The 18,276-nt window shown below is 70.0% G+C and carries 16 protein-coding genes; 9 read left to right on the top strand and 7 right to left on the bottom strand.

Features of this window, described 5'->3' with window-relative positions:
• Window positions 1-116: 116 nt before the first annotated feature.
• Window positions 117-1,703: a glutamine-hydrolyzing GMP synthase gene (gene guaA, locus AB0I10_RS09290; protein WP_363151728.1), complete on the top strand. Its 1,587-nt coding sequence runs from the start codon at window positions 117-119 to the stop codon at window positions 1,701-1,703.
• Window positions 1,704-1,951: 248 nt separating this feature from the next.
• On the top strand, window positions 1,952-2,836 hold the full coding sequence (locus AB0I10_RS09285) for a 2-hydroxy-3-oxopropionate reductase (RefSeq protein ID WP_363151727.1): 885 nt from the start codon (window positions 1,952-1,954) through the stop codon (window positions 2,834-2,836).
• A 19-nt stretch (window positions 2,837-2,855) separates the two neighbouring features.
• On the opposite strand, the gene AB0I10_RS09280 is transcribed toward AB0I10_RS09285, so the two are convergent.
• Complete coding sequence (locus tag AB0I10_RS09280; protein ID WP_363151726.1) at window positions 2,856-3,320, bottom strand: SRPBCC family protein; 465 nt, start codon at window positions 3,318-3,320, stop codon at window positions 2,856-2,858.
• A gap of 536 nt (window positions 3,321-3,856) precedes the next feature.
• Window positions 3,857-4,204 (bottom strand): hypothetical protein, encoded by a 348-nt coding sequence (locus AB0I10_RS09275; RefSeq protein WP_363151725.1) that lies wholly within the window; start codon window positions 4,202-4,204, stop codon window positions 3,857-3,859.
• 539 nt (window positions 4,205-4,743) lie between these two features.
• Between AB0I10_RS09275 and AB0I10_RS09270 the strand changes: the two genes are divergently transcribed.
• Window positions 4,744-4,974, top strand: coding sequence for a hypothetical protein (locus AB0I10_RS09270; RefSeq protein WP_363151724.1), 231 nt, complete (start codon window positions 4,744-4,746; stop codon window positions 4,972-4,974).
• 484 nt (window positions 4,975-5,458) lie between these two features.
• On the opposite strand, the gene AB0I10_RS09265 is transcribed toward AB0I10_RS09270, so the two are convergent.
• Together AB0I10_RS09265 and AB0I10_RS09260 are read right to left on the bottom strand one after the other, a co-directional pair.
• Window positions 5,459-6,217 (bottom strand): hypothetical protein, encoded by a 759-nt coding sequence (locus tag AB0I10_RS09265; protein WP_363151723.1) that lies wholly within the window; start codon window positions 6,215-6,217, stop codon window positions 5,459-5,461.
• Window positions 6,218-6,247: 30 nt separating this feature from the next.
• Window positions 6,248-6,601: a hypothetical protein gene (locus AB0I10_RS09260; RefSeq protein WP_363151722.1), complete on the bottom strand. Its 354-nt coding sequence runs from the start codon at window positions 6,599-6,601 to the stop codon at window positions 6,248-6,250.
• Window positions 6,602-7,350: 749 nt separating this feature from the next.
• Between AB0I10_RS09260 and AB0I10_RS09255 the strand changes: the two genes are divergently transcribed.
• Together AB0I10_RS09255 and AB0I10_RS09250 are read left to right on the top strand one after the other, a co-directional pair.
• Entirely contained in the window at window positions 7,351-8,628 is a 1,278-nt protein-coding gene (locus AB0I10_RS09255; RefSeq protein ID WP_363151768.1) for a hypothetical protein, read from the top strand.
• A gap of 213 nt (window positions 8,629-8,841) precedes the next feature.
• Entirely contained in the window at window positions 8,842-9,381 is a 540-nt protein-coding gene (locus AB0I10_RS09250) for a DoxX family membrane protein (protein ID WP_363151721.1), read from the top strand.
• 57 nt (window positions 9,382-9,438) lie between these two features.
• Here AB0I10_RS09250 and AB0I10_RS09245 read toward each other — a convergent pair whose 3' ends face one another.
• Window positions 9,439-9,645, bottom strand: coding sequence for a hypothetical protein (locus tag AB0I10_RS09245; protein WP_363151720.1), 207 nt, complete (start codon window positions 9,643-9,645; stop codon window positions 9,439-9,441).
• Complete coding sequence (locus AB0I10_RS09240; protein WP_363151719.1) at window positions 9,642-11,072, bottom strand: PspC domain-containing protein; 1,431 nt, start codon at window positions 11,070-11,072, stop codon at window positions 9,642-9,644. The genes AB0I10_RS09245 and AB0I10_RS09240 overlap by 4 nt, the downstream gene beginning before the upstream one ends.
• A gap of 251 nt (window positions 11,073-11,323) precedes the next feature.
• Between AB0I10_RS09240 and AB0I10_RS09235 the strand changes: the two genes are divergently transcribed.
• From AB0I10_RS09235 to AB0I10_RS09220, 4 genes are all read left to right on the top strand, one after another.
• Complete coding sequence (locus AB0I10_RS09235; RefSeq protein WP_363151718.1) at window positions 11,324-13,000, top strand: serine/threonine-protein kinase; 1,677 nt, start codon at window positions 11,324-11,326, stop codon at window positions 12,998-13,000.
• A gap of 404 nt (window positions 13,001-13,404) precedes the next feature.
• A complete protein-coding gene (locus tag AB0I10_RS09230; protein WP_363151717.1) occupies window positions 13,405-14,709 on the top strand; it encodes a PspC domain-containing protein in 1,305 nt (434 codons plus the stop codon).
• Between the two features lie 263 nt (window positions 14,710-14,972).
• Window positions 14,973-15,716, top strand: coding sequence for a response regulator transcription factor (locus AB0I10_RS09225; protein WP_363151716.1), 744 nt, complete (start codon window positions 14,973-14,975; stop codon window positions 15,714-15,716).
• A gap of 274 nt (window positions 15,717-15,990) precedes the next feature.
• Window positions 15,991-17,130, top strand: coding sequence for an alpha/beta hydrolase-fold protein (locus AB0I10_RS09220; protein ID WP_363151715.1), 1,140 nt, complete (start codon window positions 15,991-15,993; stop codon window positions 17,128-17,130).
• On the opposite strand, the gene AB0I10_RS09215 is transcribed toward AB0I10_RS09220, so the two are convergent.
• Window positions 17,114-18,265: an NlpC/P60 family protein gene (locus tag AB0I10_RS09215; protein WP_363151714.1), complete on the bottom strand. Its 1,152-nt coding sequence runs from the start codon at window positions 18,263-18,265 to the stop codon at window positions 17,114-17,116. The genes AB0I10_RS09220 and AB0I10_RS09215 overlap by 17 nt on opposite strands.
• Between the last annotated feature and the right edge of the window lie 11 nt (window positions 18,266-18,276).

The raw sequence follows: 18,276 nt of genomic DNA, 5'->3' as shown, positions 1-18,276 counted from the left end.
GATGGGCCGGTGCCATAGGTAAAGACGAAGGTCAGCTGCTTGGACATGGGGCCCAGTATGAGGCCGGTAGAATCGAAAGTCCAACCCCTGCTCCACACCGCCGGAAGGCCGCCGAAGTGCCATCAGGACCCCCTGCCGCCGCCCCGGACGTCGTCCTCGTAGTCGACTTCGGCGCTCAGTACGCCCAGCTCATCGCCCGCCGCGTCCGTGAGGCCCGGGTCTACAGCGAGATCGTGCCGTCCACCATGCCGGTGGCCGAGATGCTCGCCAAGAACCCGAAGGCGATCATCCTTTCTGGCGGTCCCTCGTCGGTCTACGCCGACCACGCGCCCCGTCTCGACCGTGCGTTGTTCGAGGCCGGCGTCCCCGTCTTCGGCATGTGCTACGGCTTCCAGCTCATGGCCACCACCCTCGGCGGCACCGTCGACAACACGGGCGCGCGGGAGTACGGCCGCACCCCGCTGACCGTCTCCAAGCCCGGCTCGACGCTCTTCGAAGGCACCCCGGCCGAACAGCCCGTCTGGATGTCGCACGGCGACGCCTGCTCTGCCGCCCCCGAGGGCTTCACCGTCACCGCCTCCACGGACGTGGTCCCGGTTGCCGCCTTCGAGAACGACGAGAAGAAGCTCTACGGCGTCCAGTACCACCCCGAGGTCCTGCACTCCACGCACGGCCAGCAGGTCCTGGAGCACTTCCTCTACCGCGGCGCGGGCATCGAGCCCAGCTGGACGATGGGGAACATCATCGAGGAGCAGGTCGCCGCGATCCGCGAGCAGGTCGGCACCAAGCGCGCGATCTGCGGCCTCTCCGGCGGAGTGGACTCCGCGGTCGCCGCAGCCCTCGTCCAGAAGGCCATCGGCTCCCAGCTGACCTGCGTGTATGTGGACCACGGCCTGATGCGCAAGGGCGAGTCCGAGCAGGTCGAGAAGGACTTCGTGGCGGCCACCGGCGTCCAGCTGAAGGTCGTCGAGGCCGAGGAGCGCTTCCTCAACGCACTGGCCGGGGTCAGCGAACCCGAGCAGAAGCGGAAGATCATCGGCCGCGAGTTCATCCGGGTCTTCGAGCAGGCCCAGGCCGAGCTGGTCGCGGAGGCCGGCGTCGAGGGCGAGGAAGTGGCGTTCCTCGTCCAGGGCACGCTCTACCCGGACATCGTCGAGTCCGGCGGCGGCACCGGCACCGCCAACATCAAGTCGCACCACAACGTGGGCGGACTGCCCGACGACATCGAGTTCGAGCTCGTCGAGCCGCTGCGGCAGCTGTTCAAGGACGAGGTCCGGATGGTCGGCTCGGAGCTCGGCCTGCCGGACGAGATCGTCCACCGCCAGCCGTTCCCCGGCCCCGGCCTGGGCATCCGAATCGTCGGCGAGGTCACCAAGGACCGCCTCGACCTGCTCCGCGAGGCCGATGCCATCGCCCGCGAAGAGCTGACCGCCGCCGGCCTGGACCGCGAGATCTGGCAGTGCCCGGTCGTGCTCCTGGCCGACGTCCGCTCGGTCGGCGTCCAGGGCGACGGCCGCACCTACGGCCACCCGATCGTGCTGCGCCCGGTGTCCTCCGAGGACGCGATGACCGCGGACTGGACCCGGATGCCGTACGAGGTCCTGGCACGCATCTCCACCCGCATCACGAACGAGGTCGCCGATGTGAACCGCGTGGTGCTGGACGTCACCAGCAAGCCGCCGGGGACGATCGAGTGGGAGTGACCTCCCCCTGAGATCAATGGCTGCGCCGCCGCCCATTCGTTTGGGCGGCGGCGTTGTCGTTTGCACTCGGCACGCTGCCGACACGGCCCGCAATCCCGTCCATGGGAGGGCTGATGACCGCTGACATCGATCCGACCGCCATCGACGAGCTCTGGCAAACGGTTGACGCCGCCTCCCGCGCCGCACATCATGGATTTCGAATAGCGATATTGAGATTCCGGTAAGCGGAAGTAAGTGGGTGTGGCGCAATGAGCACGATCGGCTTCATCGGCCTCGGCATCATGGGCAGCCCCATGGCCGTGAACCTCGCGAAAGCCGGCCACACCGTGCGCGGCTGGAACCGCAGCCCCGGCCGCGCGGACGCGCTGGTCGCAGCGGGCGGCACGGAGGCGGCGTCGATCGCCGAAGCGGTGCGCGACGCGGCCGTCGTGATCACCATGGTCCCGGCGTCCCCGCAGGTCGAGGCCGTCGCGTACGGCCCCGACGGCATCCTGGAGAACGCCCGGCCCGGCACCCTCCTCATCGACCACTCCTCGATCACCCCGCAGACCTCCATCGACCTGGCCGAGGCGGCCGCCGGCAAGGGCGTCCGGGTGCTGGACGCCCCCGTCTCCGGCGGTGAGGCGGGCGCCGTCGAGGGCGTGCTGTCGATCATGGTCGGTGGGGACCGGGCCGACTTCGACGCCGCGCGGCCGGTGCTCGACGCGGTCGGCACGACCGTGGTGCACTGCGGGCCGCACGGCTCCGGCCAGACCGTCAAGGCCGCCAACCAGCTCATCGTCGCCGTCAACATCCAGGCCTGCGCCGAAGCCGTCGTCTTCCTGGAGAAGTCCGGCGTCGACCTCGCCGCCGCCCTCGACGTCCTGGGCGGCGGACTGGCCGGCTCCACCGTCCTGACCCGCAAGACGGACAACTTCAAGAATCGCGACTACCGGCCCGGCTTCACACTGGAACTGCACCACAAGGACATGGGCATCGTCACCGACGCCGCGCGCACCGTCGGCGCCAACCTCCCGGCCGGCGCCGCCGCGGCCCAGCTCATCGCCTCCGCCGTGGCCCGCGGCGACGGCGCCCTCGACCACTCGGCGCTCCTGCGGGGCGTGGAGGCGCTGAGCGGGTACGGGCAGGGGTGAGCGGTCGGCTCGGCCCCGTTCAGCCCCGTACGGCCGTCTCCAGGCGCTCCAGTGTGGTGGCCATCGCCGGACCCATCCGCTTCGGGTAGCCGGGGAGTTCGATGACGAGGCGCGGGAGGCGGGCGCGCGACCAGTCGTAGGTGTGCGTGACCCGCGTGGTGCCCGCGTCGTCAGCGGCGGCCAGCTCATAGCGCCAGCGCTGGCCGCCGACGAACCGCCGGCCGCGGAACTCGCCCCAGGTCTCCCAAGCGATCAGCCGGTCACGCTCGTATTCGACAACGACATTCACCGACCGGTACGGGATGCGCCCCTGAGCCATCGCCATGCTGAACCGGTCACCGGGGCCCAGCAGGGACGGGCCGCCGGGACGGCCGCGCAGCATGCCCGAACCGTCCAGCTCGGCGTGCCGGACGGGATCCCGCAGGACGGCGAAGATCTGCTGCGGCATGCCGCCGATGTCCTTGCTGACCGATATGGACCTCATGGTGTGTCCTCTCTGGTGCACAGCTCCGGGTGTGCGCGCCGATCGCCATGCGCGCCCGTCACAGCCCTGGCTCCTGTGGTACCGAAGGGTAGCTTCCGTCCCGAGCGCTGTTCGGGCGATTCGGCCGAGAGGAGGGCGTCGCGGACCAAATCGCCGCGCGCGACCCGGAGTTCACCCCCCCGCCTCTGGGCGGCCAGTCCCTTCGGGATGTCCTTCGAGCACATCACGGTCGGTGAGCGATCCCGTCCTGGGGGAGTTGCTGGACCTGATCACCCAGGGCGTCCGCGCCTGCTGCGAGTCCCTGCCCATGTGCTGCGCGTAACGCAGGTTCGCGCAGGTCAGAAGCCTGCGGCAGCGAATCGCGCCCGGCGTGGACGAGACGTTGGCCCAGTGGATTGCCGAGCAGGCCGCATGCGCCCCGCATCCCGGAGAGCAGCTTTGTGAGCCGCCCGCAACCCGGGCACCGACATGGCCGACCGGCCACGGAGCACCCCGAGAGGCCCTCACCACGCCAAGGCAGGGCCTCTCGCGCGCTCCTAGTGAGACCCGAGATGCTTGCGTGCCGCCTCGACGAAGGCCGCACGGTAGGCCTTGAACGTCTCCCAGATCCCGTCCGGTTCGGCCTCCTGCTCGTGCATGAACCGGATGCAGGCAAGGAGCGTCTCGGCCTCTGCGACAGGCCCCACGCCCTCAAGATCGATCATGTTGAAGGCGGCCTGCGTCGCGGTGTACGCCTTGTCGGTCGCGGTGAGTGCTTCCCGACTGCCGGCGTAGTCCCCACGCCACCGATGCCAATCAACCCGGGCCTCGGCGTCGGTCGCGGTAAGGAATGCCGCGTAAGTCTCTCTGTGCGCCAGGTAGATCGGCGTCCAGTCCTGCGCCACCTTGCCCACCTCCACAAGCAGGGAACGAGCGCTACCCGATGGCAGCGCAGGTCACCCTGACACGATCGTGATCCATCGAGAAGGCACCGGACCGCACGATCGGTGGCGAAGCATCGTTCCCGTCGCGCCGCGAGGAGTTCGTGTGCTCATCTTCGACCGGTCGGCGTGAATCATCCCTTCTTGTCCACCAAGTTGATCAACGCCCGGCGTGCAAGTTGATCAACGCTTGGTCTGCGAGTTGATCAACGCCCGGTCCGTGAGTTGATCAACGCCCGGTGTGCGAGTTGATCAAGGATCGGTCGGTGAGTTGATCAAGGCCTGTTGCCAAAGTTGATCAACTCCCCGGCTTCCGGCGCCACATCCTGTCGATCTCGGCTCATTGAAGGGCGGTTCGGAGTGTTGTGCCATGGGCCGGCCAGCCGCCGAGGACCCGGATGCCGGCGCCGATGAGCGGTGCGGGACTTTTCATATTAGTGTCCCAATCACTGTACGAAGTGGATCTGTTACAGATCGCATCCGTTCAATGAATGGAGGAGCAAATGCGCAAGCTTCGCAAGGCTGCCGTCGTGGTCGCCGTCCTCGGCAGCGTCAGCTTCCTCGGCGCCGGCACCGCCTCCGCCCATGGGCATGGTGGCTGCAAGTCGCACGACATGAACATCGATATCCTAGGCGAGGTCGGAATCCTCAACGGACTGCTGGGCAACGCGATCAACGGCGAGGGTAACCCGGGTGCGCAGATCACCCACCTGGGGTCGTCCTGCGGTTGGTAGGGCGTCGCAACCAAATGGGCCCCGGTGTCCGAGCCACAGGCCCGGCGCAGGGGCCCATTTTGCGGCCTTTTCCGGCCTCCATCCGGGCCCTGAGAGAAGCTGAGCCCGGCAATGCGGGCCGGAGCCTCGGGTGCCGCGGTTGTCCGGGCGGGTAGGCGCGACGCGTGCAGTTCGGCTCCGGCCGGGTGCGGACGCGAGAGGCGAGCCGGATCACCCATAGTGCCGGGTCGAGCCATCCCGCTCCGCCTGACGCCCACGCCCAGTCCGCGCTCTCTGTTCGGTGGGTGACCTCTGTCCGGTGGGTGACCTTTGTCCGGTGGGGGACGAGGGTGTTGCGGGGGGTGCATTCCGTGTGCAATTGCCGGTCGCCGTCGCGGAGTTCGGACGGTCCGGGCATCTTCGACTGGGGGCTACATTCGGCGGGGGAACACAGGGGAGTCGGCGCCCTGCGGGCCGGACGCTCCGCCGGCCCGCAAGGTCGTGCTCACACGTGCGGGAACAGGTCGATGAACGGCCCGGAGCTGGCGGTGATGCCGTGGCGGAAGGGCGAGTCGAAGTCCCAGACCAGGAAAAGCAGGAAGGCGATCAGCGCGCTGAAGAGGCCGGCCATCAGCAACTCGCGTCCCGAGCGCCGGATTTGCAGCGTGAAGATGACGCCGATGGTGATGGCGCCGCCGGCGACCAGTCCGAACCAGACCATGGACGGCAGCGTCGAACCGGCGGCGCCGTTACGGGCGTAGCGGGCCCCGTCGGCCACCGCGACCTGATCGATGAGGGGCTGGTAGGACTGCCCTTCGAAGTCGTTGCGCGGGTGGTAGTCGGTGACATCGGCGCGGACCTTCGCCAGCAGGTCTGTGCCGCGCGGGGTGAGTTCTCCCTTGTCGGCCATCACCTTCCATTCCTTCTTCACCACATGGCTGACGTAGGCGTTGACGTCCGTGCGGATGCGTTCCCGCACGGGGGCCGGGTACGCCCGAGCCCGCGCGCTGACCTCGTGCAGGGCCTGCGCCTCGGCCTGCACGGTGTCCTCGGCGGCGGTCCGGGCCTCCCAGACGCCGGCGATGGCCAGCCCCAGGACGATCGCGTACACCACCCCCACCATCATCGTCATGTACTCGATGACATCGGGTGTTTCGGACGGGTCGTCGTCCTCACCGATCCGGCGCTGCTTGAGGACCGTGATGGTCAGGACGACACCGCAGGAAGCGGCCATGGCGAGAGCCAGCACAAACCATTGCGACATGAGGCCTCCTACGAGGAACGGCGCCCGGAGTTACCGGACGAGGAGCTCGAACGGGGACGGAGAGCGGCACCGGCCAGCACGGCCGGGGCGGTGATCAGCAGGGTTCTGGTCACCATGGAGCGCCCGTCGCGCGGTTTCTGGGCCACCGGCGCGTAGCTGCGGGGGAGGGTGGGCGAGGGCTTCGGCGGGCGAGGGGTGGGCCGGTGTGACGGCGGGGGCGGGGGCGGCGGCGGTGCGGGACGGGTGCTGTGTGCGGGCGGCGGTGGTGGTGCCGGTGCCGGCGGTGGTGGTGGTGGTGTTGCCCGGTGCTTGGGGGCGGCTGGTGGCGGTGCGGGCGGACGGGGCGCCGGTGGACGATGGGGGGCCGGAGTGGGCGACGTACACGGAAAGTGCCAGCCGTCCGGCATCGGGAATCCGGTCGGTACGTCAACGGGCGGACTCGTCCCGGCGTAGGCGCAGTTGTCCCCGGTGATGCCACGGCCGTGGGCTGCCGCGGACGGTGTCGGGCCGCCCAACGCCACCGTGACTCCGGTCAGCAGGATGAATGCGGCGGCGGTGAGGCCCGGACCCACCCGATGCCTGGGCCCCACCCGATGTGATGTGTGAGGGCCCAGAGCGCTGGTTGAACCGAATGAACTGTGAGAAGCGTGTGAGGCGTGGGTTCTGTGCGTTGCGTGCGTTGCGTGCGTTGCGTGCGTTCCACGCGTTCTGGGTGTTCCCGGTGGTCCGGGCGGTCCGGGTGTTCCCGGTGGTCCGGGTGTTCCTTGTGCTCTGTGCGTACTGAGTGTTCCGTGTGCACTGGATGTTCCGTGTGCACTGGGTGTTGCGTGTGTTCGGTGTATTTTCCACACGCCGGGAGCTTGCGCAGCGCGGGTGCCGCTCAGCCTTCACGGTCCGCCGGTTCCCCCGAACGTGGGAAGCGGCGCGTTCGCGGGGCTGTCTGCCGCATGGCTGTGCGTATCGCCGGCCGTGAAGTCGCATGTCAACCCGCAGAAATCACAGTCACCCTTCGTCAGCTGGACTTTTGGTCGCCGGGGTGGGTGCGTACGGCACAATTCCCTTGCAAAGAAAAGAAGTTGATCGCGAGTGGCGGCGGGGCGGTAGCGGACGTGTCGGTGGAAGCGGCGGGCAGGGTGGCCGGAACGGGCGAGTCAGGGGGTGGCACGGAGGGCGGCGACGGCGGCGCGTGTCTGTGCGGACGGTGCCCGCACGGCGCCCGCGAGGGGCACCGGCAGGCGGTCGCCGCGTTTGTCGCGCTGCGCGAGGACTTCGCGGTGGGGCGCGGCGTGCCGGCCGGGCTCGCACACTCCGCCGGGGCCGCCCGGCAGTGGGTCTCCGACGAACTCGCACTGTCCGCACGGGTGCTGGCCGAACGTGGCACCGCCGAAAAGGTCGCCTGGCTGGCGGCCGTACGGTGGCGCACCCTGCTCGTCGTGTGGGCCGCCGTCGTGGCACTGCTGCTCGGGCAGGCGCTGACCGCCATCGGATCGGGCTGGACCATGGCCCGCACGGCGGGACTGATCGCGGCCGTCGTGATGGCCCTCATGCTGACGGCGGTGGCTTGGCGGCACCGTACACAGGGCGGCGTGCTGGCGCCGCTGATCGGCGAGGACGGGCGGCTGTCCACCTCGCGCGCGGTCGCCGTCGGCTGGGTGGCCGCGGTGCTGTACGCGGTGCTGCTGGCGGCCGTCCAGCTGGCGGCGGCACCCGGCCCGGACGAGCGGCGCCGCCTCCTCAGCGGACTCGGACTCTCCCACTCCGTCGCCCTGTTGGCGGCGCTGGCGATCGGGTACGCAGTCGCGGTGCTGGCGTACGGCCTGGTTGCTGCGCGGATCCGGACGGGACGGCTGCAGAAGGTCCCGGCCGAACGGCCCAGGGCCGTCGACCTGCTGGCGGACGACGCGGGGCGCGGCAGCTTCACGGATGCGCAGTACGCGCTGGTGAACGCGGCCATGGTGGGCCTGGTGCTGGTGCGGCTGGCCGGCCGGCCCGGTCAACTCCCCGACCTACCCTGGGGATTGGTGGCTCTGGCGGCTCTCTCCGGGGCGACGTATCTCTGCGGGAAGGTGATGGAGGGCGGCCGTCCGGTCATTCTGTCGGTCGTGCGGTCCCGGGAGCTGGGCGATCTCGCCGCGCCGATCCGCACCGGCGACGACATCGAGATCCGCGGCACTGGCTTCGTCCCGCCGGGCGCCGGCACTCCGCACCGGCTCGCCCACACCGTCGTACGGATCGGCGCGGTGCATGTCCCGGTCCCCCTGGTCCCGGTCGCGGGCGGCTTCGCCAACCCGACGGACGGGGTCCTGACCGTGCCGGTGCCGGTCGACGTGGAACCGGGCCGGGTGAAGGTCAGCGTGGTCACGGCGGCAGGCGTGGAGACGCGCGGCTATCCGATCGATGTGCAGGACTGAGACACACCGGGCCGAGGGGCGGCGCCTGGCAGCGCAGGGCTGAGGGGCGCAGGACCCGGGGCGCCTCCGCAATGTTTCTCTTTCGTGTGCGGCAGCCCTCTGACGTGCGTCGGGTGGTTGAACGTGCCGCGCACATGCGTACGTATCTCTCCCCATGAGGCGCGGTCGCGGGCACAATCGAGTGCTCCCGGTGGCAACGGAGAGGCGGACGTCATGGTTCATGCGGATCGTACGATCGGTGCCGATTTGGGAGGGACCGGTGTCGGCGGCTCCGGGATGCGGGGACAGCTGGCGCGGTATGCGCTGCTGCCGCTGCGCCTCTTCCTGGGCGGCACCTTCATCTACGCGGGGCTCGACAAGCTGACGGATCCCGGCTTTCTGGCAGCCAGTGGCACAGGCTCGCTGGCCGAGACGCTGCGTCAGGTGCATGACGCGGCGGCGCTGCCACAGCTGGTGGAGCTGGCCCAGCAGAGCCCGGTGGGCTTCGGTTACGCCATCGCCATCGGCGAACTGGCGGTGGGCGTCGGGACGCTCATCGGACTGCTGGGTCGGCTGGCGGCATTCGGCGGAGCGCTGATCTCGCTGATGCTGTGGCTCACCGTGAGCTGGTCGATCGAGCCGTACTACTACGGCAGCGACCTCGCCTATCTGATGGCCTGGGTCCCGCTCATATTCGCCGGTGCGCCGATGCTCTCCCTCGACAAGGCGATGACGACCCGCCGTAGCCGGCACGGGGCCCAGTTGTTCGGCTGACCGCGGACGCCGTTCCGGCCGGTGGCGTGAATGCCGCTTCATGATGTGGGTGCCGCTTCACGACTGGTGCGAGAGGTGGCGGCGGGTCGTGGCCCAGATGGCGGCGGTGATACCGGAGAGGACCAGGCCGGCGGGGACGGCGAAGAAGAGCCAGAGGCCGGGCGCGTGCCAGACGCCGAGGGCGTCCAGGCCGTAGCCGGCGCCGACGGTGATGGCCGTAACGCCCGAGATCAGGCGGGCCGGTTCGAAGGGGTGGCGCTTCATGAGGGGGCTCCCTGAGGGGTCGGGGGCGTCGACGGCACGGGCGTGGGCACGGCGTTGCGCACGTCGACCTGGCCGGCGCCCACTCTGAGGTCAAGGTCCAGGGCGCCGCGTGGTTTCTCACCCTTCTTGAGGCCCTCGGCGGGCAGCGTGACCGTCCGCTCCTGACCACCGGCGGACAGGTCCACATCGTCGGCCGCATCGCCGGGCAGCTGGACATCACCGACGCCGAGGGAGATACGGAGATGGACGGTGACACCCTGGGGCAACGTCACCTGGAGCCGTCCGGCGCCCACCTCCGCGCGGGTACGGACCGCACGGCCGTCCTTGAGGGGCAGCCCGCTGAGGTCCAGGCTGCCTTCCCCGGCCCCGAGTTCGTAGGACGGCTGGACGGCGGCGAGGCTGCTCGGCGCCCAGGTGCGGTGCTGCCAGTTGGTGGTGATGTTGTCGGGCAGCGCCGTCGCGCCCGCCAGCAAGACGGCGGTCAGCGCGACCATGAAGACCGTGCCGCCGCCCGTGCGGCCCAGCCAGGCGCTGAGCACCAGGCCCAGGCCGAAGACGACCAGCGCGCAGGCCAGCCCCGCCTGCAGGGACGGCGCAAGCGCGTCGTGCCGGGAGACGCCTAGGGCGGTACCGGTGCCGGCGAGCAGGGCCAGCAGGAACGTCCAGCCGCCGATCGGGCGGCCGGCCCGGGCCGGCCGGCGCGGGACACGCGCGGCGTGCGGCGGCACGGCCGGCCGCGGGCGGCCTCCGGACCAGGAGCCGCGCGGCCCGCGACCGGCGGACCCGCCCGCACCGTGCTCGAACTCGTAGGTGACATCGAGGGAACCGTCCTCGGGCCCCCACAGATAGCCCTGGCCGGCCATCGCCTCCCTGGAGCGTGGGTCGCGCCACCACGACGGACTGTTCGGCGCCGGGGGCGCCTTGGTCTCCGGCGGGGCGTCGGCGACGGCCTGGGCGGTGGCGGCGCCCATCGACTCCAGGCCCTCGGACTCCGCCCTGCGGCGCTGCCGAGACCAGTAGGCGGAGCCGGCCACGGCCAGCGACAGCATGATGGCGAAGGACATCACGCTGCCCTTGCCGAGCGTCGTCAGAAACAGCGCACAGCCGACCAGCGCGAAGAGCAGGGCCGACAGCGCGGAGCCCTCGACGCGTCCGGAGAGCAGCCTGCGGCCTTCGTTCTCCTCCTCGCCCTCCAGAGGAATGATGAGCCACGCGAAGCCGTAGACGATCAGGCCGAGGCCGCCGGAGACGGCGAGGACGGCCAGCACGATCCGGAAGATGACCGGGTCGAGATCCCACTGCCGGCCCAGCCCGCCGCACACCCCGGCGACCACCTTGTGTCGCCGGCTGCGGCGCAGCGTGGTCTGCGGCGGGCCGGCGCCGGCGCCGGAGGGTGCCGACTCCTCGGCAGGGGCTGCATCGTTCATGAAGCCATGGTGACAAGCGCGACGGAATCCCGGCATCCGTGGAAACCCTGGCAGATCCCTGAGATTCGCCGCGGAGAACCCTGATATCCCTCGCGGGTTCGCATATCGACCCGCCCCTTGCCCGGATCGCCCTCATCCCTGCCCGCGGGCGGAAACCGGGCCGGAGCCACGCGGTGGCCGGAGGCCGCTCCGCCGACGCCGGAGACTATCCTGGCGCCCCGGATACGTACGGGTTTCCGGAGGGGCGTGCGGTGACGGAGGCGGCGTCGGTGGACGAGGGGCGACTGGTCGCCGGGCGGTACCGCCTGGTCGAACGGATAGGCCAGGGCGGTATGGGCACCGTCTGGCGGGCGCGGGACGAAGTCCTCGGCCGCCAGGTCGCGGTCAAACGACTGCATGTCTCGGTCCAGCTGGAACCGGACGAACTCGCCACCCGCCACGAGCGCACCACCCGCGAGGCGCAGGCCGCGGCCCGCATCAACCACCCGAATGTGGTGGGCGTGCACGATGTCGTGGACGACGCCGGCCTGCCGTGCATCGTCATGGAGTACGTCCCGTCCTCAACGCTCGGCGACGCCATCAAGGAGGCCGCCCGGGAGGACCGTTCGCTGCCGCCGAGGGAGGTCGCGCGCATCGGGCGCGGCATGATCGCGGCGCTCCGTGCCGCCCACTCGGCCGGCGTGCTGCACCGCGACGTCAAGCCGGGCAACGTACTCCTCGGCGAGGACGGCCGGGTCGTCCTCACCGACTTCGGCATCGCCGTCGCCTCCGGTACCTCCACGCTCACCAAGACCGGCGAGCTGGTGGGCTCCATCGACTACTTGGCACCCGAACGGGTCAAGGGCGGCACCCCCGGACCCGCCTCCGACCTGTGGGCGCTGGGCGCGACGCTCTATCAGGCGGTCGAGGGTCGCCCCCCGTTCCGCAAGCACACCGCCATCGAGACGGCGTACGCGATCGCCATGGACCCGCTGGAGCCGCCGCGCAACGCCGGCCAGCTGACCTCCCTGATCGAGGCACTGCTCGCCAAGGAACCGGAGGACCGCCCGACGGCCGAGATCGTCGAACGGGCGCTCCGGGCGGCGGAGGCGGACGCGGATACGGCCCTGCTGGGCCGCGGCGCGCTGTGGCCGGGCGACGGAGCCGGAAGCGGGAGCGGCAGCGGGGAAGCGACATCGGGCGACGGGGAGCGCGCGTCCACCCGTCCGGTGCCATGGACCCCCGCGTCCGCCTCGGGCGCCGAGCCGGAGCCCGCGCCGGACTCCCGCACGGAGACCGTTCTCAAGGGCGGCACGGGACGCCGCCGCGCCATCGCATGGGGCGTCACGAGCGCCCTCGCCGCCGTGGCCATCACGGGCGGAGTCCTCTACGCGACGGGCTACTTGAACCCGTCCACGGACCAGGCATCAGGGAACACGACACCCACGCAGCACAGCACCACCGGAAAGCCGAAGCCCAGCCCGTCCCCGAGCAAACTCCCGCCCGTCCCAGCGGGGTATCACCAGGTGGAGGAGAAGGAGTTCGGAGTCTCTTTTCCTGTTCCTGACGGATGGACTCGCGAATTCAATCCGCAGCTGAAAGAGATCAACTACATTGATCCCTCTGGGCTGGTCAACCTGAAGGTCAGCGTGCTGAACTTCGCGAGTCCGAATCACGTCCAGCATTTCGAGCAGGTAGAGCAGCAGACCAAGGCGCAGGTGTCCGGGTACGAACGAATGCGGCTCCAGGGCACGACATTCCGGGACGACCCGGCGGCTATCTGGGAGTTCAGATTCAAGGGGCGTGCCCGCGAATTCCGGGCGGCCGACCTGGGCTTCGGCCGAGAAGGCGGCAAGGAGTACGCGATTTACCTTTCCGCACCTGACGCTCAGTGGCAGCAGTACGAATCCGTATTCGCAGCGGTCCGTGACGGGTTCAGTCATGATTAGCATGTGGCCGGTGATGCGGAATCCGCGGCACTCCGTAGTGCTCTGGGCGGCATTCCCCTTATCGCCTCTGAGTATCGTCTCTGATTATTGCCTCTGAGGATGGCTTGGCCCATCCAGCTGCGAGGGGGCGCCTCGTATCTTCAGCGCGGTAGCAGCGCTCGCCCCACTCCTGAAGGTCGTCCTACGCGCTCCATGCTGAGATGACTGGCGCTTCGTTGTGTCGACCGCGCGAGGCGGGTGATCAGCCCGCGCGGAATTGCGCCGGAATCAACTCACGCGACTCACCTCGGTTGAACGTTGAGCTGCGTGCGAATTGCAACCCCGTCACCGCACCGCCGAACTCCGGGTCTGATCAGGGTCAACCCTGATGCCCAGCACGCACGCGGCGTGTGACGATCGGACACATGACCACCGCGCCGCCCCGCGCCGGGACGAGCTACACCCCGACGCCGGACCCCGACGAACCGCCCGTGCGGAAGCTCTACCGCAGCGCCGACGGGCGGCTGCTCGGCGGTGTCGCGCGCGGCCTCGCGGGGCATCTCGGGCTGCCGGTCTCCTGGGTGCGGATCGTGTTCGTGGCGCTCTTCATGGCCGAGGGCATGGGCGCGCTGCTCTATGCCGCGTTCTGGTTCTTCGTGCCGCTGGGAGTCGGCGGTGTGGAAGCCCGGCGCCGTGCGCCGACCGATGACAAGCGGCGGCTGCTGCACCGCAAGCCTGACAAAGGCCAGGTCTTCGCACTGATCGCGCTGCTGATCGGCGCCTCGATCGTCGCGTCCAGATTCCAGCTGGGCCAGGCCAACGGCTATCTCTGGCCGGTGCTGCTGATCGCCGCCGGCGTCGCCCTCGTGTGGCGCCAGGCGGACAACGCGCGCCGTGCGCAGTGGCTGGAGCTCGGCCGCCGCAAGGGCCTGCTGCCGATGCTGCGGGGCGCGGCCGGAGTGGCGCTCGTCGGCATCGGCGTGACCGGCATCGTCGTACTGCAGGGCTCGGTGCAGCACCTCGGCTCGGTCCTGCAGGCCGCGCTCGCCGTCGTGGTCGGAATAGCGCTCCTCGCGGGCCCCTACCTCGTGCGCATGATGCAGGACCTCTCCGAAGAGCGGCTGATGCGCATCCGCGCCCAGGAGCGCGCCGAGGTCGCCGCCCATGTCCACGACTCCGTCCTGCACACCCTCACCCTGATCCAGCGCAGCGCCGACGACCCCCGGGAGGTCGCGCGGCTGGCCCGTGCCCAAGAGCGCGAACTGCGCGCCTGGCTCTACAAACCCGAGGGCCGAGGCAAGGACGAGGACGACGAACCGGAAACCCTGGCGGAGGCGGTGCGCACGGCCGCCGCGGAGGTGGAGGACCACCACGGCGTCCCGATCGAGGTCGTGATCGTCGGCGACTGCCCGCTGGACGAGGCACTGGGCGCCCAGATACAGGCCGCACGCGAGGCCATGGTCAATGCCGCCAAATACGGTGGCGAGGGCGGCGCGGTGCAGGTATTCGCCGAGGTGGAGGGCCGTACGGTCTTCGTCTCGGTGCGCGACCACGGCCCCGGGTTCGACCTGGACGCGGTCCCCGAGGACCGGATGGGCGTACGCGAATCCATCATCGGCCGGATGGAACGCAACGGTGGCACGGCCCGGCTCCGCTCGGCCCCCGACGGCGGCACGGTCGTGGAGCTGGAAATGGAGCGCGGCGAAGAGCGCAGTGGACGACCGCAATGAATGACGCCGTGGACGAGCACAACGGATGGGTGCAACGGATGAGCGCAACGGGTGGGTGCAACGGATGAGCGCAACGGGTGGGTACAACCGATGAACGCAACGGATGAACGCAACGGATGAGTGCAGCGAAGGCTGTGCGACTGGCCACGCGACTCCTTGCCTGACTGGTTGCGTGGCTGGTTGCGCGATGGCGACCGGAGGCGGCATGGCGCGCCGGGGAGCGGGATGATGACGGGGCAGACACCGAGGGACGGGCGGACGAGATGAGCAGCGACGGCGCACAGCAGGACGGCGCACGGCAGGACGGCGCACAGCAGGGCGAGGCCGGCACCGAGGCGGCCGAAGACCGGACCGTACGGGTCGTGCTGGTCGACGACCACCGGATGTTCCGGGCGGGCGTCCAGGCCGAGATCGGCGAGACCGAGCGCACCCGCGTAGAGGTGGTCGGCGAGGCCGCCGACGTCGACCAGGCGATCACGGTCATCACCGCCACCCGCCCCGAGGTCGTCCTCCTGGACGTCCACCTCCCCGGGGGCGGCGGCGTCGAGGTCCTGCGCCGCAGCGCCACCATGATGGCCGACGCCGGGCGCCCGGTCCGCTTCCTCGCGCTCTCCGTCTCGGACGCCGCCGAGGACGTCATCGGGGTCATCCGCGGCGGCGCCCGCGGCTATGTCACCAAGACCATCACCGGCACGGACCTGGTCAATGCCATCTTCCGGGTCGCCGACGGCGACGCGGTGTTCTCCCCGCGGCTGGCCGGCTTCGTCCTGGACGCCTTCGCCTCCACGGACGCCCCGCCCGTGGACGAGGACATGGACCGGCTCACCCAGCGCGAGCGCGAGGTCCTTCGGCTGATCGCGCGCGGTTACGCGTACAAGGAGATCGCCAAGCAGCTGTTCATCTCCGTGAAGACGGTCGAATCGCATGTCTCGGCGGTGCTGCGCAAGCTCCAGCTCTCCAACCGCCATGAGCTGACGCGCTGGGCGGCGGCCCGTCGGCTGGTCTGACACCGGAACCGACCAAGGAGTGCAAGGGCTGAGTGAGCCTACGGTCCGACGGAGCAAAGGGATGTCAGGACCGAAGGGCCGAAGGACTGAAGGGTGTAAGGACTGAAGGGGTGTAAGGGCTAAAAGGACGAAAGGCCCTGCAAAGAAGGGCCGAAGTCGGGCAACCAGATCCAGGCGGATCGTCATCTAACGACGCGGAAAAGGCCCGCTGCCGGCGGTGGGGCCGGAACCACGCCCACGTCGTCCGCGTATGTGTCCTGGAAACGAGATCCCGATGAGCCTGACGGGTACGCCCTTCTTCCTCACCTCGATCGCGCTGTTGATCGTCGCCGTTGTGCTGCCGCTCGCGCTCTGGAGCCGGATAGCCGGGCCGCGCCTGGTGCGCGGCCTCGCCCGGCTCGCGATGTTGCTGTTCGCGCAGGTCACGGCCATCACGCTGGTCTTCGTCCTGGTCAACAACGCGAACAGCCTCTACGACACCTGGGACGATCTGCTCGGCACCGGAAACCACGTCGAGGCCGCCCGGGACCTCGGTCCCGACGGGATGGGCGGCAAGCAGATCAAGGACCAGCCCAAGCAGCTCCAGGCGTTCCGGCCGGCGGACGACCCCGTGGTGGGTTCCGGCGTCCAGATGACCGACCTCAAGGGGAGGATCTCCGGCGTCAGCGGTGAGGTCTATGTGTGGCTGCCGCCGCAGTACAACGACCCCGCGTACAAGGACAAGAAGTTCCCGGTGGTCGAGCTGCTGCCCGGCTACCCCGGCTCGTCGAAGTCCTGGCTGGGGTCGCTGAAGGCCGGCGAGCAGCTCCGGCCGCTGATGCAGAGCGGCCAGATCAAGCCGTTCATCCTGGTGGCGCCCCGGACCAACATCATCAGCGGCGCCGACACCGGGTGCGTCAACATCCCGGGGAAGGTCAACGCCGACAGCTGGCTGACCGTCGACGTGCGCAAGATGGTCATCGACAACTTCCGGGCCGACGACAAGCCGGACTCCTGGGGACTGGCCGGCTACTCGGCAGGCGCCCACTGCGCCGCGAAGCTCGCCCTCGCCCACCCGGACCGCTACCGGGCCGCGGTAGCGATGTCCGGCTACAACGACCCGGCGATCGAGCCCGATTCGCTCGCCGGCAAGGACCCGAAGCTGCGGATCGAGTCCAACCCGCTGCACATCCTGAAGTCCGCCAACGCGGCCGGGAAGCCGCCGCGTACGGCGCTGTACATCTCGGGCTCGGCGGGCGACGGCTACCAGGCGGGCATCGGGCTCCGGCAGCTCGCGCAGCGGCCGACGACGGTCACCGTCCAGATGCTCACGGGGGTCGGCGGTCACACGACGGCGGTGTGGAAGAACCAGGTGCCGGAGGTCTTCCGGTGGCTGGGGCGTCAGCTGACGGCACCGCCTACGCAGGTCGGGTAGCCCCCGCGAACGGCATCTGGTCGATCGGCGCGATCCGTACCGGCGCTCCCGGATGCGGGGCGTGGATCATCTTGCCGTCGCCGATGTAGAGCCCCACATGGCTGATGCCGGAGTGGAAGAACACCAGGTCGCCGGGGGCGAGTTGGGACCTGTCGATGCGCGGTCCCGAGTTGATCTGGGTGTAGGTCGTACGGGGCAGCGAGATGCCGCTGGACCTCCACGCGGCCTGGGTCAGCCCCGAGCAGTCGTACGCGGAGGGGCCCGTCGCGCCCCATGCATACGGTTTGCCGAGCGCGCCGTAGGCGAACGAAACGGCTTGCGCGGCACGGGAGTTGGGGGCATGCGTTGATGCCCCTGATGCGTCTGACGCCCCTGATACGTCTGACACCCCTGGTACCTCGGATGCCGGGAAGACGGAACGGCCGCCTGCCCGGTCGGCGCGGCCCGCCGCACCGTCCTCACGCGCCATCCGCCGCCGCTGCTCGTCGGTCAGCCGGTCCAGCAGCTGCTCGGCGGATTTCAGCTTCCGCACGATCGTGACCCGGTGCTTCTTCAGCGCGGTTTCGGTGTGCTCCAGCCGCTCCATGGTGGCCTCGGCCTGCTCACGGACCTGCCGTACGCTGCCGAGCCGCCGCGCGTAACCGGCCACCGCCGTCGCCTGATGACTGCCCGCGCGTTCCAGGACCGCGGCGCCGTCCAGATAGCGCTGGGGGTCCGCGGACATCAGCAGCCGGACGGTCGGGTCCACGCCGCCGGAGCGGTACTCGGTGCCGGCGATGGTGCCCAGCTCGGCCCGTGCGGCGTTCAGCTTCTCGGTGCGGCGGGCGGCTTCGTCCTGCAGTGTGCTCAGCTCCTCGCGTGCGGTGTCGGCTTTTTCCTTGGCGCCGTCGTACTTCTGCGTGGCCACCTCTGCCTCCTGGTACAGCGCGTCGACCCGGTTCTTGACCTGGGTGGGGGTGAGGCCGGGTGCGGCCTGGCCGGTGCCGTCGAAGGCGGTGGCGGTGGCGGCACCCGCGAGGGCCAGGGTGGCGGCCTGACGGGCGGTGCGTGCGGTGCGGGTGCTGCCGCCGGGGAGGACAAACACGGCGAGCGGGTTCTGCCTGGTCTTGCGGTGCGACGCCACTGGGGTCGTCACTTCCTTCCCTC

It is taken from the genome of Streptomyces sp. NPDC050636, assembly GCF_040654775.1.
GTDB lineage: Bacteria > Actinomycetota > Actinomycetes > Streptomycetales > Streptomycetaceae > Streptomyces.
This window is presented reverse-complemented; position numbering and strand designations above follow the sequence as displayed.

What these genes read in the sequence shown, in the direction of transcription:
- AB0I10_RS09285 (WP_363151727.1), top strand. Translation starts at nt 1,952, where the DNA reads ATGAGCACGATCGGCTTCATCGGCCTCGGCATCATGGGCAGCCCCATG.
- AB0I10_RS09280 (WP_363151726.1), bottom strand. Translation starts at nt 3,320, where the DNA reads ATGAGGTCCATATCGGTCAGCAAGGACATCGGCGGCATGCCGCAGCAG.
- AB0I10_RS09270 (WP_363151724.1), top strand. Translation starts at nt 4,744, where the DNA reads ATGCGCAAGCTTCGCAAGGCTGCCGTCGTGGTCGCCGTCCTCGGCAGC.
- AB0I10_RS09265 (WP_363151723.1), bottom strand. Translation starts at nt 6,217, where the DNA reads ATGTCGCAATGGTTTGTGCTGGCTCTCGCCATGGCCGCTTCCTGCGGT.
- AB0I10_RS09250 (WP_363151721.1), top strand. Translation starts at nt 8,842, where the DNA reads ATGGTTCATGCGGATCGTACGATCGGTGCCGATTTGGGAGGGACCGGT.
- AB0I10_RS09245 (WP_363151720.1), bottom strand. Translation starts at nt 9,645, where the DNA reads ATGAAGCGCCACCCCTTCGAACCGGCCCGCCTGATCTCGGGCGTTACG.
- AB0I10_RS09240 (WP_363151719.1), bottom strand. Translation starts at nt 11,072, where the DNA reads ATGAACGATGCAGCCCCTGCCGAGGAGTCGGCACCCTCCGGCGCCGGC.
- AB0I10_RS09230 (WP_363151717.1), top strand. Translation starts at nt 13,405, where the DNA reads ATGACCACCGCGCCGCCCCGCGCCGGGACGAGCTACACCCCGACGCCG.
- AB0I10_RS09225 (WP_363151716.1), top strand. Translation starts at nt 14,973, where the DNA reads ATGAGCAGCGACGGCGCACAGCAGGACGGCGCACGGCAGGACGGCGCA.
- AB0I10_RS09220 (WP_363151715.1), top strand. Translation starts at nt 15,991, where the DNA reads ATGAGCCTGACGGGTACGCCCTTCTTCCTCACCTCGATCGCGCTGTTG.